The sequence below is a fragment of the Candidatus Desulfofervidus auxilii genome (assembly GCF_001577525.1).
Taxonomy (GTDB): domain Bacteria; phylum Desulfobacterota; class Desulfofervidia; order Desulfofervidales; family Desulfofervidaceae; genus Desulfofervidus; species Desulfofervidus auxilii.
In genome coordinates, this window is sequence record NZ_CP013015.1 from 226,819 (window position 1) to 246,048 (window position 19,230).

Sequence of the window (19,230 nt, forward strand, 5' to 3'; positions counted from 1 at the left end):
CCTCCTAATCCATTATTTTCTCCCAAACATCTCTCACCTTCTGCCTTAATCCTTGGGTATAACTTACTACCTCAGTTACTGAAATTTTAAAAGGTGGCTTTCCCAATCCCCAATGTTGCCAGAGTTCTCTTAAATCATTGGAAGAAAGGAGTGTATCTGAAGGACGACCATAAAGCAGGTTTAGCCGATGTTCCAAGGCCTTTAAGAAATTATAACCTTCTATTAGCACATTTGCTTCTTTTTCTTTAAGTAATCCTCCCGACCTAATGGCCTTTAGTGCTTCTAAGGTATGACGATGACGTATCATAGAATATTCTCTCCCATAAGTGAGCTGTAAATACTGGGTTAAAAACTCTATTTCTATAAGACCACCTTTGCCAACCTTGAGATTAAACTTATCATTTTCCTCCCCTGCCCTTTCCTTCAAAATACGTTCACGCATGTTTCTGATTTCTTCCTTCCAATCAACCTCCTTTCCATAAACTAAATCTTGTCGTAAAATTTCCCATTTTTCTGATAAATCATTCTCAATTATAGCTCTAGCCTTAAGTAGAGTCTGAAATTCCCAAGGCTGTGCTTGATTTTGATAATAGGATTTAAAGGACTCTAAAGACACTACCAATGGGCCAAATCTACCAGAAGGGCGTAAACGAGTGTCTACTTTATAACCTGGTCCGACTGTGTGAGGCAAAGTAAGTATAGAGATAAGCCTTTGGGCTACTTTAACAAAGTAGACATGGGCATTTTGCTTGAGAGATAGTTCCGCATCCTGTGGATAGTCATAAATAAAGAGCAAATCCAAGTCTGATTCATAGGCCATCTCCTGACTGCCCAATTTTCCTAAAACCACAATAATAAAGGGCAAATTTAGGGAAGAAAATGTCCTATTTACTTCCTCCTTTGCCCAAAAGAGAGCCTGTTTTAAACACAATTCAGCCACCAGACTCAACTGCTGTGATACCCTTAAATAACTCAATCTACCTGCCAAGTCATGAAAGCCTATTCGGAGCACCTCTTCATTTTTGAAACGCCTTAAAGCCTCTATTTTTTCCTCTAAATCAGTTTTATCTCGGATAGCCACATTTAATGCCTCTTTGAGTTTACTTTCAGTCTTAACAGGGATAGACTCCGAGGCCTCAATTAAATTATCAAATAACTGAAAGTGTTTAATGAATAATGTTGACAAAAATTTGCTTGCCCCAAAAATTTGTAAAAGTAGCTTTCTTAAATGGGGGTTTTCTTTTAATAGGGCATAAAGACCGGCTCTAGGACCAATGCGAGAGATAAATTCCTCTAAGTGAAGCAAGCCTAGATCAGGATTGATGGTTTGAGAAATCTCAATTAACATCTCAGGCAAAATAGAAATAAAAAGATTATGTGCCCGTTCAGAAATATATGGTGTTTTAAAAATACCCTTCAAATTAGAAATACACTCATAAGCGACTTTCGGCCTTTTAAAACCTAATTTTTCTAAATAAGCAATTCCCTCTTCCTTTAGCTTGGGGTCAGTAAACAGCCCTTTTAATGAAAACTCTTTGGTTTCCGTCTCTTCTGTATGCAAAAGGGTCTTAAAGAGATGATGAACAAAGGAAGTCATCTTACCTAATTGAAAATAAAACATATTTAGTGCTTCTCCTTCATCCTTATGAACATATCCCATCAAACGCACAATCTTTAATAGGCTGTTTTTATCTAAGGGTAAGGTATGAGTCTGAGAATGGGTGAGCATTTGACAATGGTGTTCTAATCGGCGTAGGTAGCGGTAAGCACGGGCTAATCTTTGAGCATCTTCTGGTGAAACAATCCCTTGTTCTTTAAGCACAGAAATGGTTTTAAAGGTATTATACTGACGCAGATTGGGAATCTTTCCTGCATAGATAAGTTGTAAGGCATGGACAAAAAACTCTAATTCTCTTATACCTCCTTTACCTAATTTTATATTAAACCTTTCCTGACTACTACTCTTTAAATCCAATGCCTTTTTTAACAGCCTAATTTCTTCTATGCCTGAATAATCCAGATAACGGCGATAAATAAAGGGAGTGAGGCTGTATAAAAATGCCTCTCCTCTTTTTATGTCCCCAGCTACAGGGCGGGCACGTAATAAGGCCAATCTTTCTGAGGCCCTTCCAAACGTTTCATAAAAGATTTCTATAGCAGTTGTAGATTGGACAATCTCACTCTCTTTTCCTCCTGGACGTAAATTTAAATCTACTTTAAAGACCTCTTCTCCATAACTAAGATCCTGAAGGAGTTTTGTGATGGTCTCTGCAAGCTTAATAAAAGACCTATGCACTTCTGGTGGAGGTTGAAAAGGAGCATCATAGACATAGATAAGGTCAATATCAGAATAAAAATTGAGCTCCCTTGCCCCTAACTTGCCCAGTCCTAGAATAAAAAATTTGGTAGAAGGAGGTATTTTAAATGACAATATAATAAGGGCATGCTCATAGCAGGCTTGGAGACAGGCCTCTGCCAAGTCGCTTAATTCAGCCAAATTTTCCTCTAAGGGACATAATCGGTTGACATCTCTCGCCCAAAGACGAAGGTATTCCCTTGCCTTAAAATCCCTAAGACTTTTGGGAAAATCCTCTTGAGAAATAAAACATCTCAATTCTTTAAGGAAATCGTCTTTTGTTTTTTTCTGTAAAATGGCCTCTTTCAAAAACAGCCAATTAACTAAATCAGGTTCTTTTACCAATAAATTGACCAAATATGGTGAACTCACACAAATTTTCAACAATTGCTTGGCCTGCTCTGGATGCGCATTGAAAAAATCTATTACTTCAGGTGTTTGTTTTTCTAATAACCTCTTAAAGGCAATTTCACCATAAGGCCACAAGATGTGATGGGAAAGGGTTTTATAAATATCTTCACTCATAGTTCTTTCCTTTAAAAAGATAATCCCAGATTACATAAAAATTGTAAAGAGGTAGATAAAAACCCTGAATCTTACCTTGAACATTCCCCAAAATTTAGGCGTTGATCTTTAATTATGAACTTTTTATAGAGTAATCACGGATTTTGGGCAGGACACATGCTGGATTCCATAATGAGGTTAAACTTCAAAATGCCTTATTACACCTTCTATTAATTCACTGTAGTCTTTTAACTTTCCATATATAATTTGGGCAACCTCTTCCTTATAGGTATGTGATGTCATGTTCCTATCATCAGTCATTTCAAGAAGTTTAATAGTCTCATCCTCTTTTATCATGCCTATAGTAAATATTTCCCTAAAACAAGATTTTGGGGAATGGCAAATTATTCCCTCTTTTACCTTTAAATATTCTTTGATAAATTTCCAAAGTGCCTCAAAGGTATACTCAAATCTTTGTATTGCTGCATCTCTCACTATGATAGAGTAGGGTTGCTGCAATATATCCCTTAGTGTCCTAATTGCCCTTTTAGTATCTTCATATCTTATTTTTAGTCTTTCCAAACTATTGCTTCCTTTAGGGCTATTTTTTTAAACTCTTCTGATACGGCAGAAAAGTCCACAATTTCTACCTTATATGGAATATTTAGTTCCTCTATGTATTCACGCAATAAAATCAATTTTTTCTTGTTGAACCTTTTACCTGTGATTATGCCAACATCAACATCGGAGGTATTTACAAAATCTCCTCTTGCTCTCGAACCAAACAATATAATCTTTACATCTTCATCTTTAAGAAAGTTTAAAAAAACTTCTTTGAGCTTTTCAATAGAATCTTTCATTGTGTCCTCTAATTTCTTCATAAAATATAGCATTAGTTCTATGTACTGTCAAAGCCTCCTGCTTTTTGGGTATAATGACCTCCCTGCCTGTCGGCAGACAGGTACCTTAAAATGGGCTAAAATATGTCCACCCTGGAGGGGGTCATTACACCTTGTTGACCCTATTTTTATTCATGATATTTTTAATTTATGTCTTCATATATCCGGGTTATTGGAGCCTCACAGCACAATTTAAAACATATCAGTTTTGATCTACCTTTGAATACTCTGACGGTAATTACAGGAGTGAGTGGAGCAGGAAAGTCCTCTTTGGCTTATGATGTCCTTTATGCAGAAGGACAACGTCGTTATGTTGAGACTTTTTCTCCCTATGCCCGACAGTTTATGGAACGTATGGATCGCCCTGCGGTAGAAAAAATTGAAGGCATACTACCAGCCATCGCCATTGACCAGCGGCAAACTGTAAAAACCTCACGTTCTACAGTAGGCACCATGACAGAAATGACTGATTTTGTAAAACTACTTTTTGTTCATCTGGCCGTTTTATATTGTCCACATTGCGGACGTCCTGTAACGAAAGACACTCCTCAAAAAATTGCAAAAACTTTGTTAACTAATGCACTGGGAAAACGAGGAATTGTTTTTTTCCCTAGCATTTTAACCTTAGAGAAAAAGAAAGAGTTACAGCGCTTAGGCTTTGACCGCATTTGGGAAAAAGGAGAGATAAAAAACATAGAAGAAGTGGATTTTAAAGAAACTGAACAGGTCTATGTAGTAGTGGACAGATTAAGTATAGAACCTAAAAATCAAGCCCGATTACTAGAGGCCATAGAAATGGCCATGAATTTTGGTCAAGGAGAAGTAACCATTCAAATTATACCCGAGAAAATGCTTAAATTTAGCAGAAACTATGCCTGTCCTTATTGTGGTATTAAATATAGATTGCCCCTTCCCAATTTTTTCTCTTTTAATAGCCCTTTAGGGGCCTGCGAGACCTGTAAAGGCTTTGGCCGTGTTATCGATTATGATTTAGACTTAGTTATTCCTGACAAAAATAAAAGCCTGGCTGATGGAGCTATTAAAATATGGAAAAAAGGGAGTTATGAGTATCAAGATTTAATCTCATTTTGTAACTCCCGAGGTATTCCTACTGACATTCCTTTTTGCCAATTGTCTCCAAAGGCTCAAAAAGACATTATCCAAGGAGGACACGGCTTTTATGGAATTAAAGGCTTTTTCCGTTGGCTGGAAACAAAGATTTATAAGATGCATGTGCGGGTATTTCTTTCGCGTTATCGGGGATATTTCACTTGTCCTGATTGTGGGGGCACGCGTTTTAAAAAAGAGGTTTTATTTTATCGATTAAAAGGGAAAAACATTGCCCAGATTTATGCCATGACTATTGATGAGGCCTATGAATTTTTCTCTCAATCCTTTCCAGAAGGAGAACACGACCCAGCTGTGAAATTGCTCTTAAATGAAATTACCCATCGTTTGCACTATTTAAAAGAAGCAGGGGTAGGCTATCTTACTTTAGATAGACAGTCTCGCACCCTTTCAGGCGGAGAAGTGGCTAGAGTAAATCTAACCCGTGCATCAGGTTCTTCTCTAGTAAATATGCTTTTTGTTTTAGATGAACCTACGGTAGGTCTTCATCCCAGAGATAACAAACGTCTGATAAAAATTTTAAAGGATTTAAGCAAAGAAAATACAGTGGTAGTGGTAGAACATGACCCTGACATCATCAAGGCGGCTGATTATATATTGGATTTAGGCCCAGGTGCAGGAGAAGATGGAGGTAAAATAGTATATTTTGGAAAGTTAAACGGACTTTTAAAGGCCAATAAGTCCATTACTGGTAAATATATCAGTGGAAAGAAACAAATATCTTTGTCTTTTAAGAAGCGTAAGCCCAGGAGATGGTTAGAAATAAAAGGGGCCGCTGCCCACAATTTAAAAAATATAAATGTTTGTATCCCTTTAGGAGTGATGGTTTGTTTGACCGGGGTTTCTGGGGCAGGAAAAAGCACGCTAGCTTATGAAATCATTTATAAGGGTATAAAAAAAGAAAAAGGAGATTTTAGAGGAGTCCCAGGGAAATACCATAAAATAGTCGGTTTAGAGTATATAGATGATGTAATCTTGATAGACCAGACACCCATTGGAAAAACACCCAGGGCCAATCCCGCTACTTATCTAGGAATATTTTCGGCTATTCGTAATTTTTTTGCCTCATTACCAGAGGCAAAGCTAAAGGGCTATACCCCTGGAACTTTCTCCTTTAATAGTCCAGGGGGAAGGTGTAAGGTATGTCAAGGGGCAGGTTTTGAAAGGATAGAGATGCAATTTCTTTCAGATGTGTATTTGACCTGTCCTGCTTGTAAAGGACAGCGTTATCAACCAGAGATATTAGAAATCACTTATAAAGGAAAAAATATAGCAGATGTGCTAAATATGACCTTCAAGCAAAGTATGAAGTTTTTTGCTGAACATCCCAAAATTAGGGAACAATTTTTACCTTTAATAGATATTGGGCTGGATTATCTTCGTCTAGGTCAACCCATTAACACCCTTTCTGCAGGTGAGGCCCAACGACTCAAGTTGGCTAAGTATTTTAAAATGGATAAAGGACCATGTCTTTTTATTTTTGATGAACCTACCGTGGGTCTTCATCTGGCAGAGATTGAATATCTTTTAAAAAGCTTGGAAAACTTGTTAAATAAAGGACATTCTTTAATTGTTATAGAGCACAATCTGGAAGTAATCAAAAATGCTGACTATGTGATTGACTTGGGGCCTGAAGGCGGACCAGAAGGTGGAGAAATTATAGCCTCAGGCACACCTGAGGAGATAGTAAGAATAGAAAGGAGTTATACAGGGCAGTGCTTAAGAAAATCCCTAATGTGTAATTACTGACCTTCATTTTCATAAATCATCAAGGTTTTTTCTTCTTCAATTTTTTTCGGGCGTAACGCTCTGCCCTACTCTGTTTTTCTTTAATAATCATGTCTTCTGTAAGTAAGAAAGAACCAGGTGTAACTTGAATAGATGGATGAGCTGGTTTTTGTGGAATTTTAATTTGTATTTTATGTAAGGGTGGCCCTGAAATATATTGAGGAGGTAAGGTTTTTACCAGATATATCAATTCATTGGGACAATAAAATTCTATACCTGCTTCAGCCGCTCTTTTTGCCTGAATTTCTAAAAGCACAGGCTTTTTATCACGCCTTTTCCCAATACGTAAAGAAAGTTCTTTATCTATAGTGAGGTGAACATATTGCCTACCCATAGGTAGAAGCCCTTTTTCTAAAATATGGGGATAAGCCTTGCGGGTAGTAGCATGGTAGAGCAACTTAGGAGGTATAACTGATTGATAATCAAGTTGCACTGCTAAGGAATGTCCATAACTAGCCCTAATTTTATCTCCTCTTATTTCAAACCGTTGTTTATCATTAAAATTAACTATATCTTTAATATGAGAGATGCGCACAAAAGACCATCCTTTTTCTTCAATGATGGCTTGATGGAGTTCTTTAAGGGAAACAAAACCTTCTTGGTCTAAGACTAGTCCAAATTCATCAGGGTGGTGACGAAGGATATAGCTCATTAACTTACTCAAGCCCTTTAAGGTCTTTTGGTAGTTTCTTTGCTTCATTTTACCCCATCCACCTCAATTTCAATTCTCTGGCTGCTTTTACCTCATCTAGTCTCTTTACTGGAGTAGTTACAGGGGTATTTTTTAACACATCAGGGTGTTCTTCTGCTAACTTGGCAATTTCAATCATAACCTCAATGAATTCATCCAATGTTTCCTTTGATTCAGTTTCTGTAGGTTCAATCATCAATGCTTCCTTTACAATGGGAGGGAAATAAATGGTAGGTGGATGAAATCCCTTGTCTATCAAATATTTGGCAATATCCAAGGCACGAATACCCTTTTCTGCTTGTCTTTTGGCGGAAAATACACATTCATGCATACACACCCTATCAAAGGGTAAATCATAGTAATCCTTGAGAAACGCACGTATATAATTTGCATTTAAAACAGCCTTTTCACTTACAGAGATAAGTCCTGACTTTCCTAAAAGCAAAATATAGGCATGGGCCTTTAAAACGACTAAAAAATTTCCATAAAAAGGAGCAATAAAGCCTATAGAATGTGGCTTATCATATTCTAAGCTAAATTTTCCATCTTTTTTAATTATCCTTGGGATAGGCAGAAATTCAACTAATTGTTTTTTGACACCAATCGGCCCTGCCCCTGGTCCTCCACCTCCATGGGGGGTAGCAAATGTCTTATGCAAGTTTAAATGCACTACATCAAAACCCACATCCCCTGGTCTCATCTTTCCCATAATGGCATTGAGGTTTGCTCCATCATAATATAAAAGTGCACCTGCCTGATGGGCCAAATCTGCGATTTCCATTATATGTGGATTAAAAATTCCCAAAGTATTAGGGCAAGTAAGCATCACAGCTGCCACTTCTGGGTTAAGTTTCTCTTTATATTTTTTTAAATCCATACAGCCATCTCTAGCAGTAGGAATTACCATGAGTTCATAACCACAAACTCCTGCTGAGGCAGGATTTGTGCCATGAGAAGAGTCAGGGACAATAACATATTTTTTTTGATGACCATAATGTTTATGAAAGGCGGTTATTAATAGTAATCCTGTCAATTCTCCATGGGCACCAGCTAACGGCTGCAAGCTAAACCCATCCATTCCTGTGATTTCACATAATGACCTTTCTGTTTCATAAATTACTTCTAGTGCCCCTTGGACTAATTCCTCTGGGAGTAAGGGATGTAAATTGGAAAAGCGCTCAATTCTTGCTATCTCCTCAGTAAATTTAGGGTTATACTTCATAGTGCAGGAACCAAGAGGATAAAAATGGGTGTCTATAGAATAATTCAATTGAGAAAGCCGGGTGAAGTGTCTAATTACGTCCAGTTCTGAAACTTCTGGCAAAAAGGGCGCTTTAGTTCTCCTATATGCTTGAGGTAATTCTTCTGACTCAGGCACATCTAATTCAGGCAATTTTACACCATGTCTGCCCTTCACGCTTTTTTCAAAGATTAATTGCATCCTTCAATGCCTCAACAAATTTTAAAATCTCTGCCTTTTTCCTCCTTTCGGTCACTGCAATTAAGAAATAATTTTTCATATCTTTATAAAACCTATTTAAAGGCACACCCCCTATAATGCCCTTTTCTGCTAATTGTTTTAGAACACTAGTTGCATCTTTTTTAAGACGCACAGTAAACTCATTAAATGTGGATGAATTTACCACTTCTACTCCAGGGATATCTTTCAATAATTTCTTGGTGAATTCAGTCTTATGATAATTAAGATGAGCTAATTTCACAAAACCCTGTTTTCCCAAAGCACAAAGAAAGATTATGGCCCTTAAGGCACAAAGGGCTGCATTGGTGCAAATATTGGATGTAGCCTTATAACCCCTGATATGTTGCTCTCGGGTTTGAAGGGTAAGGACAAATCCCTTTTTGCCTTGTTTATCTACAGTTGCTCCTACAATCCGGCCAGGCATCTTTCGCAAAAATGCCTTTTTACAAGCCAAAATCCCCAGATAGGGTCCGCCAAAGGATAAAGGAATACCCAAACTTTGCCCTTCAGCAGTTACTATATCTACATCCATAGCTCCAGGTGTCTTTAACAGTCCAAGAGAAATGGGATACACATTTTCTATAACTAGGGTTTCAATCTGATGTGCCTTTTCTACAATATCTGAATGGTCATCAATGCTGCCAAAAAAATTGGGATTTTGTAAGACAACAGCCGCTGTTTTTTTATCTAAATGATAATAAATTTTTTCTCTATCGGCCCTTTTTATATTAGGAGGAAGTCTGACAATCTTTATGGGAAGATTGGCTGTATGAGTAAGTAACATTCTTTGATAAATAGGATTTACTCCACCATCTACAATGATTTTATCTCTTTGGGTAATTCTAAGGGACATCATAACTGCCTCAAATAAGGCCGTGCCTCCATCATACAGAGAGGCATTAGCTATATCCATCTCTGTCAAATTACAGATAGCTGTTTGGTATTCATACATGGCCTGAAGTATTCCTTGAGAGCATTCGGGCTGATAGGGAGTATATGGTGTATAAAACTCACTTCTGGATACTAAGGTGTCTACCACAGCAGGTATATAATGGTCATAAAAGCCTGCTCCCATAAAATTTATAAAATAGGGATTGTTTTTCTGAGATAGTCTTTGTAAATATTCTTTAACTTCAAACTCAGACTTACCTTCTGGCAGATTAAAGGATTTTGGCCTAAGTGCTGGTTTTATATCTTTAAATAGCTCTTCAACTGAAGAAACTCCAATAACCTTAAGCATCTGTTTCAATTCTTCTGGAGTATGCGGAATATAGCTCATTCCAATCCTTCTAAATATTTTTGGTAGTCTTTTGACCTCATAAGTTTTTCTCTTTCACTTTCATCATAAATTTCAATCACTACCAACCAACCTTGTTCATAAGGAGATTTATTAATAAGCTCAGGGGATGTGGAAAGTTTTTGATTTATTTTTATTACTTTCCCTGACATAGGGGCATAGACATCAGAAACTGCCTTTACTGATTCCACAGAAGCAAATGTCTCAAATTGTTTGATTTCAGTCCCTATTTCTGGCAGCTCTACAAATGTAATATCACCTAAAGCATCTTGGGCATAATCTGTGATGCCTATTGTGCCCAAACCATCCTCTATTTTTATCCATTCATGGTCTTTAGTATAAAAAAGTCCATCTGGAATATTCATTTTCATCTCCTATTTTTTTAAAGAGCCATTTTTATAAAATGGCTTAGCAGTAATAACAGCCTGCATTTCTGTAGCATGTCCTTTAATAACCACCTTTGTGCCTAGTTGAGCGTGGTCTGCCTTTATATAGCCCATACCAATCCCACAGGATAAACAAGGAGAAAAACTCCCGCTAGTGACAAAACCAACTTGCTGATTCTCAAAATATAACTTATAATTTTGCCTTGGAGAACGGCGAGAATGGGTCATAAAACATACCAGTTTTTTGGAAATCCCTATTTGCTTTTGTTTCAAAAGGGCTTGCTTACCCACAAATTCCTTGCGAAAATCCAAAATCCTTTCTAAACCGGCTTCTAATGGAGTAGTTTCTTCAGTTATATCCTGACCATAAAGAGGATAACCCATCTCTAACCTCAATGTATCCCTTGCTCCTAAACCAGCAGGTTTGACCCTTTCATCTGTCAAAAGAGAATTCCAAAATTCTTTTACCCTTTTACAGTTTACATACAATTCATAACCAAGCTCTCCTGTATAACCTGTGCGGCTGATTATAATTTTTTCTCCTAACATAGAAAAGTAATCAAAGTGATAATATTTGAGCTTGTCAATCTCTGTCCCTACAAATTTTCTTAAAACTTCGCGGGAAAGCGGTCCTTGCAAATCAAGCTTGGCCATCTGGGGGGAAATATTTTCTACACTAGTCCTAATATTACTCTTAAGATGTCTATAATCTTTATCTAAGGTTCCGGCATTCACTACCAACATCCATTTACCTTCTTCTAATTTATAGATTACCAGGTCATCAATTATGCCACCTCTTTCATTCAACATAAAGCTATAAGAACACTTTCCCACCTTTATTTTTTCTAAATCATTAGGCAAAATTTTATTTAAATTGTTTTCCTTTAGTGTTCCATAAACAATTAACTCTCCCATATGGCAGGTATCAAAAAGAGAACAAGAGTTTCTTGTCCAAAGGTGTTCGGCAATTATACTCCCATATTGGAGAGGCATTAACCAACCTGCAAATGTGGTTGTTTTGGCATTTAATTTCTTATGGGCACTGAGTAAGGGTGTAGAGCTTAAACCCATAGGTTTCCTTTTATCACCAAAGTGGTTATTTTTCAACAATAACTTTGACATCAATTTTCCCCTATGGTATAAACCAAGAAAAGGAGGTAAAAGATGGAAACAAAGAATTTTTTGAGGCTCACGGGAATTTCTTTCATTTTAGTAATTTTTATCTTTTCCTCCTTAGTTCAGGCCGATGTTTACATAAAAGAGAAAAAGCATACTGATGCCTATCAGGTAATGGGTCAAACTATGTCTGCCAAAGATGAAATTATCATTACCTGGATGACCCAGGATAAAGCCAGAATTAATGAGGGTAAAGATACATCAATGATTATAAGGCTGGATAAAAATGCCATGTATATAATTGACCACACTAGAAAAACTTATAAGGAAATGCCTATAGGGAATATGCATAAAATTTTAGAACAGGCTATTGCCAAACAAGCTTCTGGAGAGAAAGAGGCTGAAGAAATGGCTGAATTTATGAAGGGATTTACCTCAGCCATGATGCAAATGGAGGCTACGGTGACTGATACAGGAGAGAGGAAAAAAATCAAAGGATGGAACTGCCGAAAATATATACTTAAAATGAAAATGCCCATGGGTATTTCTACTTCAGAGATATGGGCTACAAAGGATATTAAAATTGATTATGAGAAATATCGCAAAATCAGCACAGCCTTGATGTCTAAACAACCAGGCTTTAAATCAATACTAAAGGAAATTGAAAAAATAAAGGGTTTTCAAGTATTAAATATTAGTTCCTCTCGCTCCATGGGAGCCAATATAAAAATCACTCACGAATTATTGGAAATCAAGGAAAAATCAGCACCTTCAGGAATTTATGAAATACCCAGAGGCTATGTAAAGGTAAGAAATAGTTTTTGAACTGCCTTGATTACTTCCTGATTTTCTGCCGGACAAAAATGGAACTCTAAAAATAAAATGTTTTGTTTCTTTATTAAGGCTAGATGCCTAAGCAAGCATAATTGTCTATGAGAAAACAGGTTTATAGTAGTTAAAGGTAACTCTTTTTCATAAAGAAGTAAAAATTCTCGCCCATAAATATTGATGTCCTTTATTTTAAATCTTTTCTCTTCCTCAATATGCTGGCCCTTTTTAAGCAAATGAAATTCCTGATTTGTGTTTCTAGAAAGATAAAATAAAATTTGAAGTTTGTCTTTATAACCAGTAAGCAAGGCAAACGGTATATAAAGCAAACTATGCCTAGGACGCAAACGCAGCACTGCTTTTATGGATTTGAAACCAGGAACTTGATATTCAGCGATAAAGCCTAAAACCCCTCCTAGCCACTTATATTGCTTTTCTTTTGGCTGAAATACCGCCTCTAAATCCTTAGCCCAGTGTTGGGATAATTTGAGGTTTTTTCTATATCCCCATTGGTAAATAAAAACGACTATTATAGTAAATATTAGAAAAAAACTAATAGACATCCTTTGCCCAATATGAGGCCAGTTTCAATAGACCTTCTTTGTCTAATTTTTGTTTTAAAAATGGGATTTCCTTTAAGGGAAAATCTTTGAAAAAAGAAATCTCTGGAGGTATTTCTGTGATACCTGTTTTATTTAAAAGCACCAAATCTATATGAATGTTTAATTTATTCAAAGTTTCCACAATACGTTTTCCCTCATGAAGAGAAAGTTTATCCGGGTTAATAACCAGAAAAAACTGGGATTTTTTCTTATCTATAAAGAAATGGAGTAGAAAATTCACTGTTCTCTGGTGAAGAGTAAGTTCTGCTAAAACCTTATCTTCTTTAAATGTAATGGCAACATTAGAGCCAAAGTAGTCTTTTCCCTTTATATGGGCAATACTCTGTCGAGATTGTAATATCTTTTTTCGCCAAACAAGTAGCCTTTCTAACCATAATTTAGTAACAAATGGTAAGGTAAAGATTTTTAGCATAAGACCGGTAGGAGGGGTATCAATTATTAAATAATCCATGTCTTGCTGTTTTTCTAAAATATCCTTTAAGGCATACATTATGGCCATTTCTTCCATCCCTGGTGCATTTTTAATCAAGTCAAACATCTTTTCTAAATTGAAGACTTGAAGATAGGCATAAATCTGTTTCATTTGTGTTTCTGTTTTCTTCAAAAAGTTTTTTAAATAATCATCAATGTCCACCTCTTCCAACCAGAGAGAAGAATCTATCTGTTTAATACCTTTAAAGGGAGATAAAGCAAATATGTCATATAAATTATGGGCAGGGTCTATAGAACCTAAATATATTTTATGGTTTTTTTTACTGAGATAATAAGCTAAACTAGCAGAGATGGTGGACTTCCCTACCCCACCTTTGCCTAGAAAGAAAAAGGTCCTTTTCATAAATCTATCATATCTGTCCACTGGGCAAGTTTGTCATCTAAATTGGCAGATTTAGCAAACATAATATTTAATTCCCTTTCCAAATAAGGCAAAAGGCTTAATCCCAGCAAAGGAGGTGGAGCAGGAAGCCCAATTAGACTTCCACACAAAACCAAGGCAAAGGCATTTTCCATTTCATATAATTCCTTCTCCAACATATCCACACTGTGCTCTTTAAAACCATCTATGAAATATCCAAGTATATACTTTAATGTCTGCCAAACTTTAAACATTAGGTAGCTCCGGCCTGGTTGGTTTAAAAAAGTCATAGATAAGCAAAAAATCCAAAAATAGCATGATCAGGATTATAATACCCAGGGTATAAGCTTGAGCTGGATTTTTGGTCATAAATACTGGGACAGCCACAAATAAATACCAACCTATAGCCAAAGTAACAGTAATCCAGAGAAACAAAGCAGGAATGAGACATACCCATCCTGATTTTTTTTGCACTCTTATTACCCAAGCAGATACAGTCATCAAAGCAATAGAGGCCAACATTTGATTAGCACCTCCAAAGGCAGGCCAAATGATAGACCATGCTCCGGTCCAGGCTAAGCCGATGCCAATGGCGGCTGGAATTAAAGAAGCAGTCCAACGATTGGTGATGAATTGAAAAACAAAAGGTAAACTTTCTTTTAAAGGCTCACAGATTTCTGTTAAGGTATAACGTGCTAAACGATTAGTAGTATCTAAAGTAGTCATAGCAAAACTGGCTACCCACATTGCTGCTAGGATAGTAACAAATTCTTTTGGTAGTCCTAAAACACTATGGACCGCTAGACCATAAGCCTTAGAGAAAAACCCAACCGGACCACCAGCACTGTTTATCGCCTTACCATAATGTTGGGCAAAGGTAAATGCATTGGTTTTAAGGTCAATCGCAATGTCAGGTGCCAATACATTAAGACCATAAGCACTGACCACTGCAACCACCAGGGTAGAGAGAAAACCTTCAGTCAGCATAGAGCCATAACCAATAAAAAGTCCTTCTATTTCCTTAGAAAGCTGTTTAGAAGTGGTACCAGAACCTACTAAGGCATGAAATCCAGATAAAGACCCACAAGCAATAATCAAAGGTATTACTGGCCAAAAAGGTGTGGGTCTATGGGCGATCAAAGGGACATTAAAACTGGTAAATGCAAACAAAGTAATTTTTTTAAAAGAAAATAATACAGCTAAACCACCCAGAATTAATCCTGCTACCAATAACCATGCATTGAGATAATCCCTTGGCTGCAAAAGCACATGCACAGGTAGAGAAGCAGCCACAATGATATAAAAGAAAAAAACAAGCATCCAGGTTTTATAACCTGCACTGATAGGGAAATACATACCTAAAATAATGGCTCCAATTAACATACCAATGCCCATCAAAGTGGCTAACCAAAAATGAGTCCTAAGACGATAAAGTAAAACCCCAAGAATCAAAGCAGCTACAATTTGCAAAAAATAGGTTGAAGGGACTTGAGGTTTAGCCACAAAAATTTTACCTAATATTGCTCCAAAGGCAGCTACTAGGAGAATTAAAACAAATAAAATAAACCAGGCAAAGAAATAACCTGTGCGTTTTTTAATAACTTTACCAGCAATCCACTGAATTGAATGACCATCATAACGGACAGAAGCCATCAGCGAAAGATAATCGTGAGTAGCACCCATAAAAACATTCCCTATCCAGATCCAGAGCAAGGCCGGTAACCATCCCCAAATAAGGGCAATAACCGGGCCTACAATAGGAGCAGCCCCGGCAATGGAGGCAAAGTGATGGCCGAAGAGCACATACTTATTTGTTGGGACAAAATCTATATTATCTTGTAAGCGAATGGCAGGAGGGGGTTGGTCTTCTCTTCCTACAATCCTTTTTTGGAGATAACTTCCATACAATTTATAAAACAGAAAATATAGGATAAAACCGCCGCAAAGGATAAAAGTTGCGTGCATGCTTTCCTTTAGAATGAATGATAAAGGTTGTCAAGCATGATACATTATTTTAATTTTGTCTTGTTTGAAATAAAGCAATATCAAAATATAAATACATCCTATTATGATTATAATATCAAAATGTATCGCAATAAACGCATAAATAAACATCCCAGTATCATGGAGCAATCTATCAATTAATTCAAAATCAGGAGTATTTAATCTTACAACTTCATACTGAACGCCTTGTTCTGATATATTAACCTTTATATAGTGATAAAAATAATGGGATGGATCGGTTCCGGCTAATTTAGCCCCAGCCCCTCCTGTGATAATGAAGGGAGTATTTTGCCAATATCCTTTGTAATATCCATGTATGTGTGAGCAAAACAACATTGAAACATGATATTTATCAAATAATTTATTTAAATATCTTGCAAATGTCACATCTTTTAAACTATGACCTTTTTTATCTCCACCTTTCCGTGGGTCATATAATGGAACATGCATAAATACAAACCGGTATTTATACGATTGTGACTTTTTCAACTCCTTTTTTAACCAATCTAACTGCCATAAATCTAATCTTTTCTCATTCGCATCGTCAAGAATGATAAAATATGATTTACCAACTGTAAACGAATAATAAAATCTTCCAAACATTTGATAATAATTGGCTCTCCCGTTTTCGCGTAATTCATGATTACCAATTACAGTAAGAAAAGGCTTATTAACTTTTTTGATTTGATTTATAAAAAATCTAAATTTTTCCTTTTCTCCGTCTTCAACTAAGTCTCCTACATCAATGGCGAAGATTATACTATCTTTATTCAACTTGTGTATTAAATTGTTAAACGTTGTTATTGAATCTCTATTGTCTCCAAAGACAGCAAAGCTATACGAGTTATGTGTTTCATCAATCTTTTTAATTTGTTTATAGTTCCAATCTTCAATTTCTGGAAAAGTAAAGACCGAATATAGTTTTATTCCTACTGATACTATTAAAGTTAATATTACGATACAACTAATAAATTTATTAAACAAATATTTTTTCATATACCTGACTTTCGCCAAGAAGGTCCAAAAAATTTATTTTCTTCAGAAATACCATATGTGTGTGATATACCTTTAATCTCCCAATTTCCTCAAAGATTATTATATTTTTCAGCTGAGAACTCTTTCTAAAAGGGTGGCTAACCCAATACTCGTTTTTTTAAAAAGACTTGCTAATAGGGGATTCATAGGTTTATTGACAATTCTAGGGAATTTTTTATGCAAAAGTGCTGATTTTAAATATATAGGCCTATAGGAATGATTGCAGGGATTGCCAGAACAAGTATGAATTGTTAAGGACTTTGGTTCAATGATAATAGAACCCACTGTTTTGCCCATCAGATATGTTTCTATGGCCCTTTTAAAATTCCCTTCTCTCAAATATTGTTTTAGATGCCAGTAATGCACACAAATAGTGCCATCATCAATAGGTTCTATGTAATTATAATCATTCACATGTTCCTTTTCCAATTTATGGTCAGCCATGAATTGTTTTATTAAAGCTAATGTAATTTTCCCTTTACTTTCTCTAAGTAAATGCCACATCCTCCCCAAGCGGCAGTAAGAACCTGCAATAGAAGGTAATTCATCTGGTGTAGGAGAACCTGTCAGTTCTCTGATAAATTGATGGTGATTTGCAATAGCCAGTATTCCATCTTTTGCCAATTCAAAATGGCGATGATGTGAAGAATGTTCAATGATTAATCCCTGACCATTCCTATCTGCCCAGATAGAATTGAGATTTAAAAGGCTTCCTCCGGTCACTCCTGGAAAAGAAGCCAATTTGGTATTTTTATAAATATCTATTACCTCATTTATATCCTTACTCCTTTCCATACATAAGGAAAGTATCTCTGCATCCATAACACCCTCTCCTCCCCCGTCTTTCATTCCTACCGATGCTAAGACTACAGCCAAGCCAAATTCATTTATAATAGGAACACCAATGAGACCAGGAATGCCAAAGGCCAAATAACAATGGTAGCCAGGCACATCAAATAAATAAAATCTGAAAAATTTACCAACAATCTGGGCTGCCTTAAAAAAATCAATATTCCAAAAAAGATAGATATTACCATTCTTTGTAGCAGGAGGGGCACAGAAACCAGCCGTGCATGCACCTTTTATTAACTTTGCTAAACAAATGGTATTCACATAAAGGCTGTCTATACCAATACCCAAGGCATCAGCCAAACCCCTAAGTCGCTCCCACCTTTGGGGATAGAATTCTTTTAAGAAAAGAAGGAGTTTTTTTGAATCATCTGAGTTAAAATTTGGAGATAAAACACCTTTAAAAACATCCTTAAGTAATGTTGCTATCTTGAACCCATAATTATAATCTGTTTTTTTAGATACCCAGTTTTTATTCATTTTAAAACAAAATTACTTTATCACCACTTAATATGCATTTCAATGTTTAAAACTCCTTTTAATTTAATATCAATTATGTTAAACATATTTCAAAAAAATAAAGGAGAAAAACATGAGCCAACAATTATTGACTTCTGATAGTAAGTTTAAGTTTGATTGCCATAAAGGTCTCAAGTGTTTTACCCAATGTTGTTACAAAGTTAATATATTCCTCACTCCTTATGATATCTTACGTATGAAAAATAGATTAGGAATGTCTTCTACTGAGTTCCTCCAAAAATACACTCATCCCCTGGTGGCAAAAAACGCAGGCATTCCTGTAGTGACTTTAAAAATGAAAAATGACCAAAAAAATGGATGCCCTTTTGTAACTAGTAATGGATGTATTATCTATGAAGATAGACCTTGGTCTTGTCGGAGCTTTCCTTTAGACCCAGTAGAAACAGAAGAAGCTATCCCAGGAAATGAATTTTATCATTTGATCAAAAGAACATTTTGTCAGGGTTTTAAGGAAGATAAAGAATGGACGGTGGAGGAATGGAAAAGGGACCAAGGGATGGATATATATGATGAGATAGAATCTCCCTTTAAAGAAATTACTACTAGTAAAGTATTAACAGAAGCACAGATAGTCAATGAAAAAATTCAACAAATGTTTTATATGGCGTGTTATGATATAGACCGTTTTAAAAAATTTGTATTTGAGACAAAATTCTTGAACATCTTTGATGTGGAAAAAGAAGTCATTGAGGAAATAAAAACAAATGAAATAGAGCTCTTAAAATTCGGATTTAGATGGTTAAAATTTGGTCTCCTTGACCAAGATGCCTTAAAAGTAAAACCTGAAATATTAAAGACCAAAAATAAAAAATCCCCCAGCACTTTATAGCACTGGGGGACAAAATAGAAAGTA

The 19,230-nt window shown here is 36.1% G+C and carries 17 protein-coding genes; 3 read left to right on the forward strand and 14 right to left on the reverse strand.

The genetic code is table 11. The features are described from left to right. Nucleotides 1-4: 4 nt before the first annotated feature. From glnE to HS1_RS01180, 3 genes are all read right to left on the reverse strand, one after another. Nucleotides 5-2,881, reverse strand: coding sequence for a bifunctional [glutamate--ammonia ligase]-adenylyl-L-tyrosine phosphorylase/[glutamate--ammonia-ligase] adenylyltransferase (gene glnE, locus HS1_RS01170; protein ID WP_066060349.1), 2,877 nt, complete (start codon nucleotides 2,879-2,881; stop codon nucleotides 5-7). 177 nt (nucleotides 2,882-3,058) lie between these two features. After that, nucleotides 3,059-3,442, reverse strand: a complete 384-nt coding sequence (locus HS1_RS01175) for an HI0074 family nucleotidyltransferase substrate-binding subunit (protein ID WP_066060350.1) — start codon at nucleotides 3,440-3,442, stop codon at nucleotides 3,059-3,061. After that, nucleotides 3,430-3,741 (reverse strand): nucleotidyltransferase family protein, encoded by a 312-nt coding sequence (locus HS1_RS01180; RefSeq protein WP_245670007.1) that lies wholly within the window; start codon nucleotides 3,739-3,741, stop codon nucleotides 3,430-3,432. Before HS1_RS01180 ends, HS1_RS01175 begins: the two co-directional genes overlap by 13 nt. A gap of 168 nt (nucleotides 3,742-3,909) precedes the next feature. Here HS1_RS01180 and uvrA point away from each other — a divergent pair, with 168 nt between their 5' ends. Then, nucleotides 3,910-6,636 (forward strand): excinuclease ABC subunit UvrA, encoded by a 2,727-nt coding sequence (uvrA, locus tag HS1_RS01185; protein WP_066060351.1) that lies wholly within the window; start codon nucleotides 3,910-3,912, stop codon nucleotides 6,634-6,636. A 19-nt stretch (nucleotides 6,637-6,655) separates the two neighbouring features. Here the strand turns inward: uvrA and HS1_RS01190 are convergent, their stop codons facing one another. The 5 genes from HS1_RS01190 to gcvT are packed head-to-tail and all read right to left on the reverse strand — an operon-like array spanning nucleotide 6,656 to nucleotide 11,651. Further along, nucleotides 6,656-7,375, reverse strand: a complete 720-nt coding sequence (locus tag HS1_RS01190) for an RNA 2'-phosphotransferase (RefSeq protein ID WP_066060352.1) — start codon at nucleotides 7,373-7,375, stop codon at nucleotides 6,656-6,658. A 1-nt stretch (nucleotide 7,376) separates the two neighbouring features. Next, a complete protein-coding gene (gene gcvPB, locus HS1_RS01195; RefSeq protein ID WP_066060353.1) occupies nucleotides 7,377-8,807 on the reverse strand; it encodes an aminomethyl-transferring glycine dehydrogenase subunit GcvPB in 1,431 nt (476 codons plus the stop codon). Then, nucleotides 8,791-10,125 (reverse strand): aminomethyl-transferring glycine dehydrogenase subunit GcvPA, encoded by a 1,335-nt coding sequence (gene gcvPA, locus HS1_RS01200; RefSeq protein WP_066060354.1) that lies wholly within the window; start codon nucleotides 10,123-10,125, stop codon nucleotides 8,791-8,793. Before gcvPA ends, gcvPB begins: the two co-directional genes overlap by 17 nt. Beyond that, entirely contained in the window at nucleotides 10,122-10,508 is a 387-nt protein-coding gene (gene gcvH, locus HS1_RS01205; RefSeq protein ID WP_066060355.1) for a glycine cleavage system protein GcvH, read from the reverse strand. The genes gcvPA and gcvH overlap by 4 nt, the downstream gene beginning before the upstream one ends. 9 nt (nucleotides 10,509-10,517) lie before the next feature. Continuing rightward, on the reverse strand, nucleotides 10,518-11,651 hold the full coding sequence (gcvT, locus tag HS1_RS01210; protein WP_066060356.1) for a glycine cleavage system aminomethyltransferase GcvT: 1,134 nt from the start codon (nucleotides 11,649-11,651) through the stop codon (nucleotides 10,518-10,520). A gap of 42 nt (nucleotides 11,652-11,693) precedes the next feature. Here gcvT and HS1_RS01215 point away from each other — a divergent pair, with 42 nt between their 5' ends. Next, the gene (locus HS1_RS01215; protein ID WP_066060357.1) at nucleotides 11,694-12,470 is read left to right on the forward strand and encodes a DUF4412 domain-containing protein; all 777 of its coding nucleotides are present in this window, start codon (nucleotides 11,694-11,696) and stop codon (nucleotides 12,468-12,470) included. On the opposite strand, the gene HS1_RS01220 is transcribed toward HS1_RS01215, so the two are convergent. From HS1_RS01220 to HS1_RS01245, 6 genes are all read right to left on the reverse strand, one after another. Further along, entirely contained in the window at nucleotides 12,443-13,036 is a 594-nt protein-coding gene (locus tag HS1_RS01220) for a hypothetical protein (RefSeq protein ID WP_066060358.1), read from the reverse strand. The genes HS1_RS01215 and HS1_RS01220 overlap by 28 nt on opposite strands. Beyond that, complete coding sequence (locus tag HS1_RS01225; RefSeq protein WP_066060359.1) at nucleotides 13,026-13,931, reverse strand: ArsA family ATPase; 906 nt, start codon at nucleotides 13,929-13,931, stop codon at nucleotides 13,026-13,028. The genes HS1_RS01220 and HS1_RS01225 overlap by 11 nt, the downstream gene beginning before the upstream one ends. After that, nucleotides 13,928-14,203, reverse strand: coding sequence for a DUF7990 family protein (locus tag HS1_RS01230; RefSeq protein ID WP_066060360.1), 276 nt, complete (start codon nucleotides 14,201-14,203; stop codon nucleotides 13,928-13,930). Before HS1_RS01230 ends, HS1_RS01225 begins: the two co-directional genes overlap by 4 nt. Next, nucleotides 14,196-15,914 carry a carbon starvation CstA family protein gene (locus tag HS1_RS01235; protein ID WP_066060361.1) on the reverse strand — a complete coding sequence of 573 codons (1,719 nt, stop codon included), beginning with the start codon at nucleotides 15,912-15,914 and terminating at the stop codon, nucleotides 14,196-14,198. The genes HS1_RS01230 and HS1_RS01235 overlap by 8 nt, the downstream gene beginning before the upstream one ends. Nucleotides 15,915-15,944: 30 nt before the next feature. Then, nucleotides 15,945-16,949, reverse strand: a complete 1,005-nt coding sequence (locus tag HS1_RS01240; RefSeq protein ID WP_082757533.1) for a metallophosphoesterase family protein — start codon at nucleotides 16,947-16,949, stop codon at nucleotides 15,945-15,947. 108 nt (nucleotides 16,950-17,057) lie between these two features. Beyond that, nucleotides 17,058-18,317 (reverse strand): C45 family peptidase, encoded by a 1,260-nt coding sequence (locus HS1_RS01245; RefSeq protein ID WP_066060362.1) that lies wholly within the window; start codon nucleotides 18,315-18,317, stop codon nucleotides 17,058-17,060. 112 nt (nucleotides 18,318-18,429) lie between these two features. Here HS1_RS01245 and HS1_RS01250 point away from each other — a divergent pair, with 112 nt between their 5' ends. Next, nucleotides 18,430-19,206: a YkgJ family cysteine cluster protein gene (locus HS1_RS01250; RefSeq protein ID WP_066060363.1), complete on the forward strand. Its 777-nt coding sequence runs from the start codon at nucleotides 18,430-18,432 to the stop codon at nucleotides 19,204-19,206. The last annotated feature ends 24 nt before the right edge of the window (nucleotides 19,207-19,230 follow it).

Bases quoted from the DNA above. Each gene is read 5' to 3' on its own strand.
- HS1_RS01245 (WP_066060362.1), bottom strand. From the start codon at position 18,317: ATGAATAAAAACTGGGTATCTAAAAAAACAGATTATAATTATGGGTTC.
- gcvT (WP_066060356.1), bottom strand. From the start codon at position 11,651: ATGTCAAAGTTATTGTTGAAAAATAACCACTTTGGTGATAAAAGGAAA.
- gcvPB (WP_066060353.1), bottom strand. From the start codon at position 8,807: ATGCAATTAATCTTTGAAAAAAGCGTGAAGGGCAGACATGGTGTAAAA.
- HS1_RS01250 (WP_066060363.1), top strand. From the start codon at position 18,430: ATGAGCCAACAATTATTGACTTCTGATAGTAAGTTTAAGTTTGATTGC.
- HS1_RS01240 (WP_082757533.1), bottom strand. From the start codon at position 16,949: ATGAAAAAATATTTGTTTAATAAATTTATTAGTTGTATCGTAATATTA.
- HS1_RS01230 (WP_066060360.1), bottom strand. From the start codon at position 14,203: ATGTTTAAAGTTTGGCAGACATTAAAGTATATACTTGGATATTTCATA.
- HS1_RS01215 (WP_066060357.1), top strand. From the start codon at position 11,694: ATGGAAACAAAGAATTTTTTGAGGCTCACGGGAATTTCTTTCATTTTA.
- uvrA (WP_066060351.1), top strand. From the start codon at position 3,910: ATGTCTTCATATATCCGGGTTATTGGAGCCTCACAGCACAATTTAAAA.
- gcvPA (WP_066060354.1), bottom strand. From the start codon at position 10,125: ATGAGCTATATTCCGCATACTCCAGAAGAATTGAAACAGATGCTTAAG.
- HS1_RS01190 (WP_066060352.1), bottom strand. From the start codon at position 7,375: ATGAAGCAAAGAAACTACCAAAAGACCTTAAAGGGCTTGAGTAAGTTA.
- glnE (WP_066060349.1), bottom strand. From the start codon at position 2,881: ATGAGTGAAGATATTTATAAAACCCTTTCCCATCACATCTTGTGGCCT.
- gcvH (WP_066060355.1), bottom strand. From the start codon at position 10,508: ATGAATATTCCAGATGGACTTTTTTATACTAAAGACCATGAATGGATA.
- HS1_RS01180 (WP_245670007.1), bottom strand. From the start codon at position 3,741: ATGAAGAAATTAGAGGACACAATGAAAGATTCTATTGAAAAGCTCAAA.
- HS1_RS01235 (WP_066060361.1), bottom strand. From the start codon at position 15,914: ATGCACGCAACTTTTATCCTTTGCGGCGGTTTTATCCTATATTTTCTG.
- HS1_RS01220 (WP_066060358.1), bottom strand. From the start codon at position 13,036: ATGTCTATTAGTTTTTTTCTAATATTTACTATAATAGTCGTTTTTATT.
- HS1_RS01225 (WP_066060359.1), bottom strand. From the start codon at position 13,931: ATGAAAAGGACCTTTTTCTTTCTAGGCAAAGGTGGGGTAGGGAAGTCC.